Source organism: Streptomyces sp. NPDC033845 (assembly GCF_055576225.1).
Genome location: NZ_JBVIRI010000033.1, coordinates 25,505 through 37,387, shown reverse-complemented (window position 1 = coordinate 37,387; position 11,883 = coordinate 25,505). Strand labels below are relative to the sequence as shown.

General features: G+C 71.3%; 9 protein-coding genes, 5 tRNA genes and 1 pseudogene. 10 read left to right on the top strand and 5 right to left on the bottom strand.

Annotation, left to right across the window (positions count from 1 at the left end):
• The 4 genes and pseudogenes from ACZ50K_RS35275 to ACZ50K_RS35260 all read right to left on the bottom strand — a co-directional run.
• Window positions 1-131 (bottom strand): annotated as a pseudogene (locus tag ACZ50K_RS35275) (ATP-binding protein); the annotation flags it as partial.
• Entirely contained in the window at window positions 112-510 is a 399-nt protein-coding gene (locus ACZ50K_RS35270) for a DUF742 domain-containing protein (RefSeq protein WP_468911058.1), read from the bottom strand. The pseudogene ACZ50K_RS35275 and the gene ACZ50K_RS35270, both read right to left, overlap by 20 nt.
• A gap of 154 nt (window positions 511-664) precedes the next feature.
• Window positions 665-1,078, bottom strand: a complete 414-nt coding sequence (locus tag ACZ50K_RS35265) for a roadblock/LC7 domain-containing protein (protein ID WP_008739864.1) — start codon at window positions 1,076-1,078, stop codon at window positions 665-667.
• Window positions 1,079-1,087: 9 nt separating this feature from the next.
• The gene (locus tag ACZ50K_RS35260; RefSeq protein WP_468911055.1) at window positions 1,088-4,915 is read right to left on the bottom strand and encodes a nitrate- and nitrite sensing domain-containing protein; all 3,828 of its coding nucleotides are present in this window, start codon (window positions 4,913-4,915) and stop codon (window positions 1,088-1,090) included.
• A gap of 542 nt (window positions 4,916-5,457) precedes the next feature.
• Between ACZ50K_RS35260 and ACZ50K_RS35255 the strand changes: the two genes are divergently transcribed.
• The 9 genes from ACZ50K_RS35255 to ACZ50K_RS35215 all read left to right on the top strand — a co-directional run bounded on the left by ACZ50K_RS35255 (window position 5,458) and on the right by ACZ50K_RS35215 (window position 9,402).
• Window positions 5,458-5,649 carry a hypothetical protein gene (locus ACZ50K_RS35255; RefSeq protein WP_468911054.1) on the top strand — a complete coding sequence of 64 codons (192 nt, stop codon included), beginning with the start codon at window positions 5,458-5,460 and terminating at the stop codon, window positions 5,647-5,649.
• 94 nt (window positions 5,650-5,743) lie between these two features.
• Window positions 5,744-6,532 carry a fumarylacetoacetate hydrolase family protein gene (locus tag ACZ50K_RS35250; protein ID WP_468911051.1) on the top strand — a complete coding sequence of 263 codons (789 nt, stop codon included), beginning with the start codon at window positions 5,744-5,746 and terminating at the stop codon, window positions 6,530-6,532.
• Entirely contained in the window at window positions 6,525-8,000 is a 1,476-nt protein-coding gene (gene gltX, locus ACZ50K_RS35245) for a glutamate--tRNA ligase (protein WP_468911049.1), read from the top strand. Before ACZ50K_RS35250 ends, gltX begins: the two co-directional genes overlap by 8 nt.
• Window positions 8,001-8,092: 92 nt before the next feature.
• Window positions 8,093-8,821 carry an HAD family hydrolase gene (locus ACZ50K_RS35240; protein WP_468911047.1) on the top strand — a complete coding sequence of 243 codons (729 nt, stop codon included), beginning with the start codon at window positions 8,093-8,095 and terminating at the stop codon, window positions 8,819-8,821.
• Between the two features lie 85 nt (window positions 8,822-8,906).
• Window positions 8,907-8,978 (top strand) — tRNA-Gln (locus ACZ50K_RS35235).
• Between the two features lie 27 nt (window positions 8,979-9,005).
• Window positions 9,006-9,078 (top strand) — tRNA-Glu (locus ACZ50K_RS35230).
• 62 nt (window positions 9,079-9,140) lie between these two features.
• Window positions 9,141-9,213 (top strand) — tRNA-Glu (locus ACZ50K_RS35225).
• A 24-nt stretch (window positions 9,214-9,237) separates the two neighbouring features.
• Window positions 9,238-9,309 (top strand) — tRNA-Gln (locus ACZ50K_RS35220).
• A 20-nt stretch (window positions 9,310-9,329) separates the two neighbouring features.
• Window positions 9,330-9,402 (top strand) — tRNA-Glu (locus ACZ50K_RS35215).
• Between the two features lie 186 nt (window positions 9,403-9,588).
• Here ACZ50K_RS35215 and ndgR read toward each other — a convergent pair.
• Complete coding sequence (gene ndgR / locus ACZ50K_RS35210; RefSeq protein ID WP_073911130.1) at window positions 9,589-10,305, bottom strand: IclR family transcriptional regulator NdgR; 717 nt, start codon at window positions 10,303-10,305, stop codon at window positions 9,589-9,591.
• 143 nt (window positions 10,306-10,448) lie between these two features.
• On the opposite strand from ndgR, the gene leuC reads away from it, so the two are divergent.
• Window positions 10,449-11,882, top strand: a complete 1,434-nt coding sequence (gene leuC / locus ACZ50K_RS35205) for a 3-isopropylmalate dehydratase large subunit (RefSeq protein ID WP_468911044.1) — start codon at window positions 10,449-10,451, stop codon at window positions 11,880-11,882.
• The last annotated feature ends 1 nt before the right edge of the window (window position 11,883 follow it).

Sequence of the window (11,883 nt, the reverse complement as noted above, 5' to 3'; positions counted from 1 at the left end):
CGCAGCGGGTTGATCTCGGAGACCGCGCCGACGAACGTGGTCTTGCCCACGCCGAAGCCGCCCGCCACCACGATCTTCGCGGAGGTGGTGGAGCGGGCGGTCCCGCCGCCGTTAGAGCTTGCGAAGTCCACTGAGCACCCTTTCGAGCAGCGTCACGTCCGGCGTGCCGCCGGCCTCTCCATTGCCCGGCTGGTGAATGGCCACCATGCCGGCCTCGGCCAGGTCGGCCACGAGGATCCGGGCCACACCGAGCGGCATCGAGAGCAGGGCGGACACCTCGGCCACCGACTTGACCTCGCGGCACAGCGTGCAGATCCGCTGGTGCTCGGGCAGCAGGCCCGAAAGGTGCATCGGGTCGGCCGTGGTGCTGACCAGCGCCTCGATGGCGAGCTGGTAGCGGGGCCGGGTCCGGCCGCCGGTCATGGCGTAAGGGCGGACCAGCGGCTGGTCGCCTTCCGAGTGGTACGAGTTGTCACCGTACGCATCGGGGAAGGCGGGGGGCGGGGTCATGAATCCTCCGGGCTCGACAGCAGTGGTCAGCGTGCCGTCTGACGGTGGCCGGTGGGGGGACGGGATGACGGCCTGACGGTGGTACTGGATCCCGGGGCCGGCCGGCGGCCCCGGACTCCCGGCCGGCAGTACCGTCCGGCCGGGAGATTGGCGGTCAGATGAGAAGGCTGCCCTGGAGCTCGGCGCGCAGGTCCGGGGTGAGGACGCTGCCGGCCCGGTCCACCAGGAGGGCCATCTCGTAGCCCACGAGGCCGATGTCGCACTCGGGGTGCGCCAGTACGGCCAGCGAGGAACCGTCGGAGACGGACATCAGGAACAGGAATCCCCGGTCCATCTCCACCACGGTCTGGTTGACGGCCCCGCCCTCGAAGATCCGGGAGGCACCCGCGGTCAGCGAAGTCAGTCCGGAGGCCACGGCCGCCAGCTGGTCGGCGCGGTCACGCGGGAAACCTTCGGACATCGCGAGGAGGAGACCGTCGGCGGAGACCACCACCGTGTGGGACACCCCGGGGGTGTTGTCCACGAAGTTGGTGATCAACCAGTTCAGGTTCTGTGCCGCCTGGCTCATCGAACTCAACTATCGCTCCTGCTGGTAGGTGGGATCGATGTGGTAATTGCCGGTCGCCGGACCGTTGTTGCCGGCTTGACGACCCTGCTGGATACCGCGTCGGAGATTGGTGAGGCGACCGCGGACATCGTCCGGCGCACGGGAGACCTGCGGTCCCGCCTGTGCGTCGGCCTGCTGCTGGGCGGTACCGGCCACCAGGTTCGCACGGGGCACCCGGCGGGGCAGACCCGAGGTGGTGATCCCGCCGGCGGCCGGCTGGCGCACCCGCTCGGCCTGCCGCATCAGTTCGTCGTTCGGGGAGGAGCGCCAGCTCACCGTGGGCGTGGCACCGGTCGCCGGACCGGAGTCCGCCGCCCGCTCCTGGCCGCGCTGCGGAAGGGCCTGCTGCGGCTGGGCCGGCAGCCGGTCCGGAGCCTGCTGCGGCTGCCGGGTGGCGGGCAGGTCCGGCCCGGGGGCCGGCTGCTCGCCGCCCTCCTGGCGGAACCAGTTCGACTCCAGGGTGTCGAAGATCGGGCTGCGGGTGTCGCCGTGGCCCGGGGCCGGCGGCAGCGCCTCCGGCTGGTGGGCCTGCGGCAGCTGCGGAGCCTCGGCACGGGGGGCCGGCGCGGGCGCGTGGGGAGCCTGCGGGGCCGGGGCCGGGTACGAGCCGACGCCCGGGCCGCCGGCCGGCCGCGGGGCCTGGAAGTCCGGCCGGGCGAACTGGCCGGTGCCGGACGGGTCCGCGGACCCGCGGACATCGGGCCGCTCGAACTGGCCGGTGCTGCCGTTGCCCTGCCCGAGGTCGGGCCGGGCGAACTGGCCGGTGGTGCTGTTGCCCTGCGGGAGCGGGGCGTTGAAGTCGGGTCGGGCGAACTCGGCGGTGGAGCCGGGTCCGCTCAGCTCGTCATGACCGCGCGGCAGGTCGTGGCCGCCCTGGGCGGCCGGACCGGTACCCCAGTCGGTGGTCTGCGGCAGCCCGCCGGGAACCGCGCCGGCGCCGGTGCCCGGAAGCTCCGGCCGGCCGGCCGCGGGGGCACCGCCCCGCGGGGGCAGCTGCGGACGGTTGCGGGTCGGGGGGCCCTGCTGCGGGTTCTGCTGCTGCGGGGCCTGCTGGGCCGGGGCTCCCGGCTGCGGCCGCTCGAAGGCGTTGCCCTGCTGCGGGAACCCGCCCTGACCGGGGTTGGCGGACTGCGCCGGGACCGGACGGGACGGCGGGCCGCCGACCGGGGCGCCGCCGCCGAAGCCGCCGCGTCCCTGACCGCCCTGGTTGCCGGGTCCGCCGAACGGGTTCTGGCCGCCCTGGTTCTGGCCGCCGAACGGGTTCTGACCGGGCTGTCCCTGCGGGTTCTGCTGCTGGCCGGGCTGGCCGGGCTGGCCGCCGGGCGCACCCGGACCGCGGCCCGGCAGCGGACCGCCGGCGCCGAAGGCGTTCTGCCCCGGACCGCCGGGCCCGCCCTGCGGCTGGCCGTCGCGTCCGGGCAGCGCCGCGCGCTGCGGACCGCCGGGCACCTGGCCGCGCTGCGGGGCACCGCCGACCGGGGGCCGGGCCGGACCGCCGGGCACCTGGCCCTGGCCGGCCGGACCGCCCTGCGGCATACCGGGGGCACCCTGGGCGCCGGCCTGGCCGCCGGGCGCGGGCTTGCGCCCGCCCTGGGCGACGTCCACGGGAAGCATGACGAGGGCCGTCGTACCGCCGGAGTCGGAGGGACGCAGCTGGATCCGGATGCCGTGTCGCAGGGACAGGCGGCCGACCACGAACAGACCCATGCGGCGGGAGACCGAGACGTCCACGGTCGGCGGGGCGGCGAGCCGCTCGTTGATCGCGGCCAGGTCCTCGGGGGACAGGCCGATGCCGGTGTCGTGGATCTCGACCAGCACCCGGCCGTCCGGCAGGGCGTGACCGGTGACCTTGACCTTGGTCTGCGGGGAGGAGAACGAGGTGGCGTTCTCCAGCAGCTCGGCGAGCAGGTGCACGAGGTCGTTGACCACGCGGCCCGCGACCTCGGTCGAGGGGACCGAGGCCAGTTCGATGCGCTCGTACTGCTCCACCTCGGAGGCGGCGGCGCGGAGCACGTCGACCAGCGGGACCGGGCGGGTCCACCGGCGGCCGGGCTCCTCGCCCGCGAGGACGAGGAGGTTCTCGCCGTTCCGGCGCATACGGGTCGCGAGGTGGTCGAGCTTGAACAGCGAGGACAGCTGGTCCGGGTCGGCCTCGCGGGACTCCAGCTCGGAGATCAGCGACAGCTGGCGCTGGATGAGGCCCTGGGAACGCCGCGAGAGGTTGGTGAACATCGCGTTGACGTTGCCCCGGAGGAGGGCCTGCTCGGCGGCGAGGCGGACGGCCTCGCGGTGCACGTCGTCGAAGGCCGCGGCCACCTGGCCGATCTCGTCGCGGGAGTGGAGGCCGACGGACTCCACGGAGGTGTCCACGTCCTGCGGGTCCGACTCGGACAGCTGCTTGACGAGCTCGGGCAGCCGGTCCTGGGCGACCCGGGTGGCGGTGTCCTGCAGCCGGCGCAGCGAGCGGATCATGGACCGGGCCATGATGAACGCGCCGACCAGCGACACACCGAGGACCAGGAGGATCAGCGCACCGTTGATGAGGGCGTCGCGCTGGGCCTCGTTCTTGAGCTCGCGGGCCTTCTGCTCCATCTCCTCCAGGAGCTGGAGCTCGATCCGCTTCATCGTCTGGATCTTGACTTCGGCCGAGTCGTACCAGTCGCGCCACGACCGGTCCTTCTCCTTGGCGAACTGGCCCGGGTTCTTCAGCACACGGCCGGCGTAGCTGTTCGCGGAGGAGATCTCCGCGTTGCCCTCGCCCAGCGGCTGCAGCAGCTCCTCGGCCTTGCCCTGGTAGACCAGGCCGAAGGTCACCATCGACTGGTCGTAGTTCCGGTACGCCGAGTAGGCGTAGAGCCGGTCGTTCTCCTCCAGCTTGCCGGAGGACGTGTTGGTCGGCGGGAGCGCGGCGGCGATCATGGCGCGCTGGATGGACGCGTACTCCTTGGCGGAGGAGAACGAGGCCAGCGCACGGGTCCGCTTGATCATCTCCGGGCTGGAGGTGGCCTGCGCCATGTCCTGGGAGAGCGACAGCAGCGACACGATCAGCGCGTTGTACTGGGAGACGGTCTGCTGGGAGCCGTTCTTGTACGCGTTGGTGCGGATGTCTTCCAGGGAGCCGAGCTGGCGGCTGATCTGGGTGACGTTGCTGCGGATGGACTTGAGGGTCTCGTCCTTGTCCTCTTGGTCGTCGATGCCCGCGGTGGCTTCGGTGAACGCGTCACCGGCGGAGTTGGTGGCCACGCGGACGGCGTCGACCTCGCTGACGACCCGGCCCTTGTAGTCCGGGTTCAGCGGACCGGCCGACAGGTCGCGCTCCTCCTGGAGCGCGGACGCCAGATGGGTGGCCTGCCGGGTCATGGTCGTCAGCAGCTGCATGTGCTCCAGCTGGTTGATCTCGTTGAGCGAGTCGTTGATACGGACGGCACCCAGGGTGGTGGCGGCGACCACGGGGAGAGTCAGCAGTGACAGCAGACGGGTGCTGATGCGCCAGTTGTGCAGGGCGAGACGGGAACCGGGCCCGCTGGGGGCCTTCGGTATCGCCTGGTCCTGTATCAGCGAGTCGGCGGGGCCGGTGCCGGGCTTGGCCGGCTTGCCGCCCTTGCCCTTCCTGCCCTTGCCCGCGGCCTGTTCGGCGGCGGGGGCCGTGCGGACGCCTTCGGCGCCCGGCCCGCGGTTCTGGGCGTGCTGGTGCGCGGGGCCGCGGTCGGTCGCGCCGCGCGGCTCCTGCTCCGCCGCAGCGTCCCCTCGGCCCTGGCGGGTCTGTGGAGACCCATCCCTCTTGAAACGTCCCTGCACTAGCGTCGCAACCTCTGGACCAGGCGTCCCACCGGGCGAGCGGCGGGACGGTGTCGAGTCGTGGGGCACCGTCGGCCCCTTGGTGGTCGTCGGTGACCGCGCGTCTCCCGTTGATTTCCGTCGATTCCCGCGGCGGTCCCGCGAATTCCAGCACAGTGACGGATCTCCAACAAGGTCCGAGGGGTCGTGCCGGGGGTCGGTGACTTCTTGTGATGGCGGTGCTACGGGCGGTGGAAGCCTTTTCGGGACGAACTGGACTTTGCTTGCCGAATCGCCGGGCCCGGCCGGGTGTCCCAGTCGAGATGATCAGGAGCGGAATACAGCATTCAGTGGCGCAATGTCCGTTTCCGGAGAGCTTGATGACTGGTCGTTATGTCGGTAATGCCCGGGAGCTCGTGAGCAAACTCACATACCCATGGCCATTACTTACCGGTTCCCGCGGGGATTCAGATGTTTAGCCTTGCCCTTTACAGCTATCGCTCACCCGACCCATGGCGCCCCGAGGGCCGCCGCCACCCACGACCGAGGGCTACGAGACTCTGATGTCGCAGACCAAGACGACCATGATGTTCCGCAACATAGCCAACCCCCGCCGCACCACCCTCGCGCACCTCAAGGACGCCGAGGAACTGCAGGCGGTCGAGGTTCCGGAGCACGCGGTCGAACTGCCGACGCAGACCGCCAACCCCCGCCGCACGGTCCTGATGGTCGCCCCGGGCACCCCCGCGGAGTAGCGCGGACCCGCAACCTCGCAGGCCTGACCCCTCAACCGCGTTAGCCTGGACCGGCAGACTCCAGCCAGCGGAAACAGAGGGGCAGGCGCGACCTTTGCGCATCGCCAGATTCTCGATCGACGGAAATGTCGCCTTCGGCGCCGTGGAGGGCAGCACCGCCTCCGGCGACCAGAGCGGGCTCGTCCTCGACATCATCAAGGGCATCCCGTTCGCGGACTTCGAGCTCTCGGGCACGAAGGTCCCGCTGAGCAAGGTCCGGCTCCTGCCGCCCGTGCTCCCCAACAAGGTCGTGGCCATCGGCCGCAACTACGCGGAGCACGCGGCGGAGCTCGGCAACGAGGTCCCCGAGACCCCGATCACCTTCTTCAAACCCTCCACCTCGGTGGTCGGCCCCGGTGACCCGATCACCTACCCGTCCTTCACCCAGGACCTCCACCACGAGGCGGAGCTCGCCGTGGTGATCGGCCGGATGTGCCGCGAGGTCCCCCGTGAGCGGGTCAAGGACGTGATCCTCGGCTACACCTGCGCCAACGACGTCACCGCCCGGGACGTCCAGCAGCGGGAGAAGCAGTGGGCCCGGGCCAAGGGCTTCGACAGCGCCTGCCCGCTCGGCCCCTGGATCGAGACCGACCTCGACCCCTCCGACCTGGCCGTCCAGTGCACCGTCAACGGCGAACAGCGCCAGCTCGGCCGCACCAGCGACATGGTCCGCTCCGTCGAGGACCTGATCGTCCACATCACCGAGGCCATGACGCTGCTCCCCGGCGACGTCGTCCTCACGGGGACCCCGGCCGGAGTCGGCCCCCTCAACGTCGGCGACGAGGTCGCCGTCACCATCGAAGGTATCGGCACTCTCACCAACAAGGTGATCAAGCGTGGCTAACGGACCCGTCCGCGTACGTTTCTGTCCCTCCCCGACCGGCAACCCCCATGTGGGCCTGGTCCGCACCGCCCTGTTCAACTGGGCCTTCGCGCGCCACCACGGCGGCACGTTCGTCTTCCGCATCGAGGACACCGACGCCGCCCGCGACTCCGAGGAGTCCTACGGCCAGCTGCTCGACTCGCTGCGCTGGCTCGGCTTCACCTGGGACGAGGGCCCCGAGGTGGGCGGCCCGCACGCCCCGTACCGCCAGTCCGAGCGCATGGACATCTACGCGGACGTGGCGCGCCGGCTCCAGGAGGGCGGCTACGCCTACTCCTGCTACTGCACCACCGAGGAGCTCGACGCCCGCCGCGACGCCGCCCGCGCCGCCGGCCGGCCCTCCGGCTACGACGGCCACTGCCGCGAGCTCACCGAGGAGCGGAAGGCCGCGTACGAGGCCGAGGGCCGCACCCACATCGTGCGCTTCCGGATGCCCGACGAGACCGTCACCTTCACCGACCTGGTCCGCGGCGAGCTCTCCTTCAGCCCCGAGAACGTGCCGGACTTCGGCATCCTCCGGGCCAACGGCGCCCCGCTGTACACCCTGGTCAACCCGGTGGACGACGCGCTGATGGAGATCACCCACGTGCTCCGCGGCGAGGACCTGCTGTCCTCCACCCCGCGCCAGATCGCCCTGTACAAGGCGCTGATCGAGCTCGGCGTCGCCAAGGAGATCCCCTCCTTCGGCCATCTGCCGTACGTGATGGGCGAGGGCAACAAGAAGCTCTCCAAGCGCGACCCCGAGGCCTCGCTCAACCTCTACCGCGAGCGCGGCTTCCTCCCCGAGGGCCTGCTGAACTACCTCTCGCTGCTCGGCTGGTCCTTCTCCAAGGACCAGGACATCTTCTCGATCGAGGAGATGGTGGAGAAGTTCGACATCCCGGACGTCAACGCCAACCCGGCCCGCTTCGACCTGAAGAAGGCCGAGTCGATCAACGGCGACCACATCCGCCTGCTCGACCCCAAGGTCTTCGCCGACCGCTGCGCCCCCTGGCTCCAGGCCCCGCACGCCAACTGGGCGCCCGAGGACTTCGACGCCGAGGCCTGGGAGCGGATCGCCCCGCACGCCCAGACCCGGGTGGCGGTGCTCTCGGAGATCACCGCCAACGTCGACTTCCTGTTCCTCAAGGAGCCGGTTTCGGACCAGGTCTCCTGGGACAAGGCGATGAAGGGCGACCCGGCGGCCCTGCTCACCTCCGCCCGCGCCCACCTGGAGACGGCCGACTGGAACGACCCGGAGTCCCTGAAGCAGGCCGTCCTCGCCGCCGGCGAGGCCCACGGCCTCAAGCTGGGCAAGGCCCAGGCCCCGGTCCGGGTGGCCGTCACCGGCCGCACCGTCGGCCTGCCGCTCTTCGAGTCCCTGGAGATCCTGGGCAAGGAGCGCTCGCTCGCCCGCATCGACGCGGCCCTGGCCCGGCTGTCCGGCTGAGTCCCGCCGACACCTCCCGCGGGGGGCGGCCGCCGACGCGCTTTCGACAAGCGCCCGGCGGCCGCCCCCCGCGGCGTTGTAGCGTCGGTCACATGCCGATCCGCGCCGTGCTCTGGGACATCGACGACACCCTGTTCGACTACACGGGCGCGGACACCGCCGGACTGGCCGGACGGCTGGCCGAGGAGGGCCTCGCCGACCGCTACGGCACCCCCGCCGAGGCCCTCGCGCTCTGGCGGCGGCTGACCGAGCGCCACTGGGACCGCTTCGCCGCGGGCGAGGTCACCTTCCCCGGCCAGCGCCGGGACCGGGTCCGGGAGTTCCTGGCCCGGCCGGACCTGCCCGACGCGGCGGCCGACGCCTGGTTCGACCGGTACGTGGAGCACTACAAGGCGGCCTGGACCCTCTTCCCGGACGTGCTGCCGATCCTGGACGCCCTCGCCGCCGGATACCGGCACGGGATCCTCTCGAACTCCTCCAGCGCCAACCAGGACCCCAAACTCCGGGCGCTCGGGCTGCGCGACCGCTTCGAGGTCCTGGTGTGCGCCGCCGAGCTGGGGGTGAGCAAACCCGCCGCGGGCGCCTTCCTGGCCGCCTGCGAGGCCCTGGGACTGCCCCCGGAGGAGGTGGCCTACGTGGGCGACCAGCCCGAGATCGACGCCCGGGGCGCCCGGGACGCCGGGCTGCTGTCCGTGTGGCTGGACCGGCACGGCGGACGCGGGCCGGGCCCCGAAGGGGTGCACCGGATCACCGCGCTCGACCCGCTCCCGGAGCTGCTGGCCGGGGATACCCGTTTTGGAGCACGGTCAGGCATCCGGTAATGTTCTTTCTGCGCCGCCGGAGCGGGCCGAAAGGCCGGACCGAGGCGCCACTCGAAAGAAAGACCCGCAGGGCCTTGACTTTCGGTGGGGTATAGTGTAATTGGCAACACGAGGGTTTCTGGTTCCCTTATTCTAGGTTCGAGTCCTGGTACCCCAGCGCAGTGCAGTAGTGACGCAGTGCTTTGCCCCCGTTGTGTAGCGGCCTAGCACGCCGCCCTCTCAAGGCGGTAGCGCCGGTTCGAATCCGGTCGGGGGTACAGATCCTTCCCGCGAGATCTCCTTGGGTAGCACCCGGACGTCTTGATGCAGGATCGCTAGGGCCCCCGTTGTGTAGCGGCCTAGCACGCCGCCCTCTCAAGGCGGTAGCGCCGGTTCGAATCCGGTCGGGGGTACTGTGGTCTGGTCTAGACCACCATTGGGCTATGGTGTAATTGGCAACACGAAGGTTTCTGGTTCCTTTGTTCTAGGTTCGAGTCCTGGTAGCCCAGCGCAGTAACGATGCAGGCAGGCCCCCGTTGTGTAGCGGCCTAGCACGCCGCCCTCTCAAGGCGGTAGCGCCGGTTCGAATCCGGTCGGGGGTACGCACAGGAAGAGCCCCCCGCGACATGGTCGCGGGGGGCTCTTCCGCGTTCCCGCCCCACCCGCGAGGACAACACAAGAGCGGGCCCGGAGGCGCGAGTTCGGACGTGTGCGGCGTCGTACGCGCCCCCGGGCCCGGAAGGCGGGAGATGGGGGAGAGGGATAAGGGAGCAGACGGGAAGGGCGGCTCAGCCGGAGCGGCGCAGGGCCTCCGACAGCCGGGCGGCCGCGTCGATCACGGCCTGGGCGTGCATCCGCCCCGGGTGCCGGGTCAGCCGCTCGATCGGACCGGAGACCGACACCGAGGCCACCACCCGGTTCGACGGGCCGCGCACCGGCGCCGAGACCGACGCCACGCCGGGCTCCCGCTCGCCGATCGACTGCGCCCAGCCGCGGCGCCGTACGCCCGACAGGGCCGTCGCCGTGAAGCGCGCGCCCTGCAGGCCCCGGTGCAGCCGCTCGGGCTCCTCCCAGGCCATCAGGATCTGCGCCGCCGAACCGGCCTTCATCGGAAGTGTGGAGCCCACCGGGACGGTGTCCCGGAGACCCGAGAGCCGCTCGGCCGCCGCCACGCAGATCCGCATGTCGCCCTGCCGGCGGTAGAGCTGCGCGCTCTCTCCCGTCACGTCCCGGAGATGGGTGAGCACCGGTCCGGCCGTCGCCAGCAGCCGGTCCTCGCCCGCCGCGGCGGCGAGCTCCGCCAGCCGTGGACCGAGGATGAACCGGCCCTGCATGTCCCTCGCCACCATCCGGTGGTGTTCCAGTGCCACGGCAAGACGATGTGCCGTGGGTCGTGCGAGCCCTGTCGCCGCGACCAGCCCGGCGAGGGTGGCCGGACCGGACTCCAGTGCGCTCAGTACCAGAGCTGCCTTGTCGAGAACGCCGACGCCGCTAGAGTTGTCCATGCAACGATATTCACGTCTCACACTGTGAAACGCAAGTTCAATTTTTCCAAGAACCCGCCAGTCTGTATGTGCGGGTCCACGAACCACTGGGTCCGATGCCGTCGAACAAGCGCCGGCACAACCGGCCGGCCGGAGGGAAAGCGATGGGTAGGACACTCGCGGAGAAGGTCTGGGACGACCATGTCGTCCGGCGCGCCGAGGGCGAGCCCGACCTGCTCTTCATCGATCTGCACCTGCTGCACGAGGTGACGAGCCCGCAGGCCTTCGACGGCCTGCGCCAGAACGGCCGCAAGGTCCGCCGGCTGGACCTCACCATCGCCACCGAGGACCACAACACCCCCACCCTCGACATCGACAAGCCGATCGCCGACCCGGTCTCCCGGGCCCAGCTGGAGACGCTGCGCGCGAACTGCGCCGAGTTCGGCGTCCGGCTGCACTCGCTGGGCGACGTCGAGCAGGGCGTGGTCCACGTGGTGGGACCGCAGCTGGGCCTCACCCAGCCGGGCACCACGGTGGTCTGCGGCGACTCCCACACCTCCACCCACGGCGCCTTCGGCGCGCTGGCCTTCGGCATCGGCACCAGCCAGGTCGAGCACGTGCTGGCCACCCAGACGCTCCCGCTGGCCCGCCCCAAGACCATGGCCATCACCGTCACCGGCGAGCTGGCCGAGGGCGTCACCGCCAAGGACCTGATCCTGGCCATCATCGCCAGGATCGGCACCGGCGGCGGCCAGGGCTACATCCTGGAGTACCGCGGCGAGGCCGTCGAGAAGCTCTCGATGGAAGCCCGCATGACCATCTGCAACATGTCGATCGAGGCCGGCGCCCGAGCGGGCATGATCGCCCCCGACCAGACCACCTTCGACTACCTCGAAGGCCGCGACCACGCCCCCACCGGCGCCGACTGGGACGCCGCGGTCGCCTACTGGAAGACCCTGCGCACCGACGAGGACGCCGTCTTCGACGCCGAGGTCGTCATCGACGGCTCCGCCCTCTCCCCGTTCGTCACCTGGGGCACCAACCCCGGCCAGGGCGCCCCGCTGTCGGCGAACGTCCCCGACCCCGCTTCGTACGAGGACGCATCGGAGCGCCTGGCCGCGGAAAAGGCCCTGGAGTACATGGGGTTGACCGCCGGACAGCCGCTGCGCGACATCCGGGTCGACACCGTCTTCGTAGGTTCCTGCACCAACGGCCGGATCGAGGACCTGCGGGCCGTGGCCGGCATCATCGAGGGCCGCACCGTCGCCGAGGGCGTCCGCATGCTGGTCGTCCCCGGCTCCGTCCGGGTCGCCCTGCAGGCCGTCGAGGAGGGCCTGGACAAGGTCTTCAAGGAGGCCGGCGCCGAATGGCGGCACGCCGGATGCTCCATGTGCCTGGGCATGAACCCCGACCAACTGGCCCCCGGCGAGCGCTCCGCGTCCACCTCCAACCGCAACTTCGAAGGACGTCAGGGCAAGGGCGGCCGCACCCACCTGGTCTCCCCGCAGGTGGCCGCCGCCACCGCGGTCCTGGGCCACCTGGCCTCGCCCGCCGACCTGACCGGATCGCCGGCCGCCAACGCCCCCGCAGGAGTCTGAT

Bases quoted from the DNA above. Each gene is read 5' to 3' on its own strand.
- ACZ50K_RS35270 (WP_468911058.1), bottom strand. From the start codon at position 510: ATGACCCCGCCCCCCGCCTTCCCCGATGCGTACGGTGACAACTCGTAC.
- ACZ50K_RS35265 (WP_008739864.1), bottom strand. From the start codon at position 1,078: ATGAGCCAGGCGGCACAGAACCTGAACTGGTTGATCACCAACTTCGTG.
- ACZ50K_RS35255 (WP_468911054.1), top strand. From the start codon at position 5,458: ATGTCGCAGACCAAGACGACCATGATGTTCCGCAACATAGCCAACCCC.
- ACZ50K_RS35240 (WP_468911047.1), top strand. From the start codon at position 8,093: ATGCCGATCCGCGCCGTGCTCTGGGACATCGACGACACCCTGTTCGAC.
- ndgR (WP_073911130.1), bottom strand. From the start codon at position 10,305: ATGGACAACTCTAGCGGCGTCGGCGTTCTCGACAAGGCAGCTCTGGTA.
- leuC (WP_468911044.1), top strand. From the start codon at position 10,449: ATGGGTAGGACACTCGCGGAGAAGGTCTGGGACGACCATGTCGTCCGG.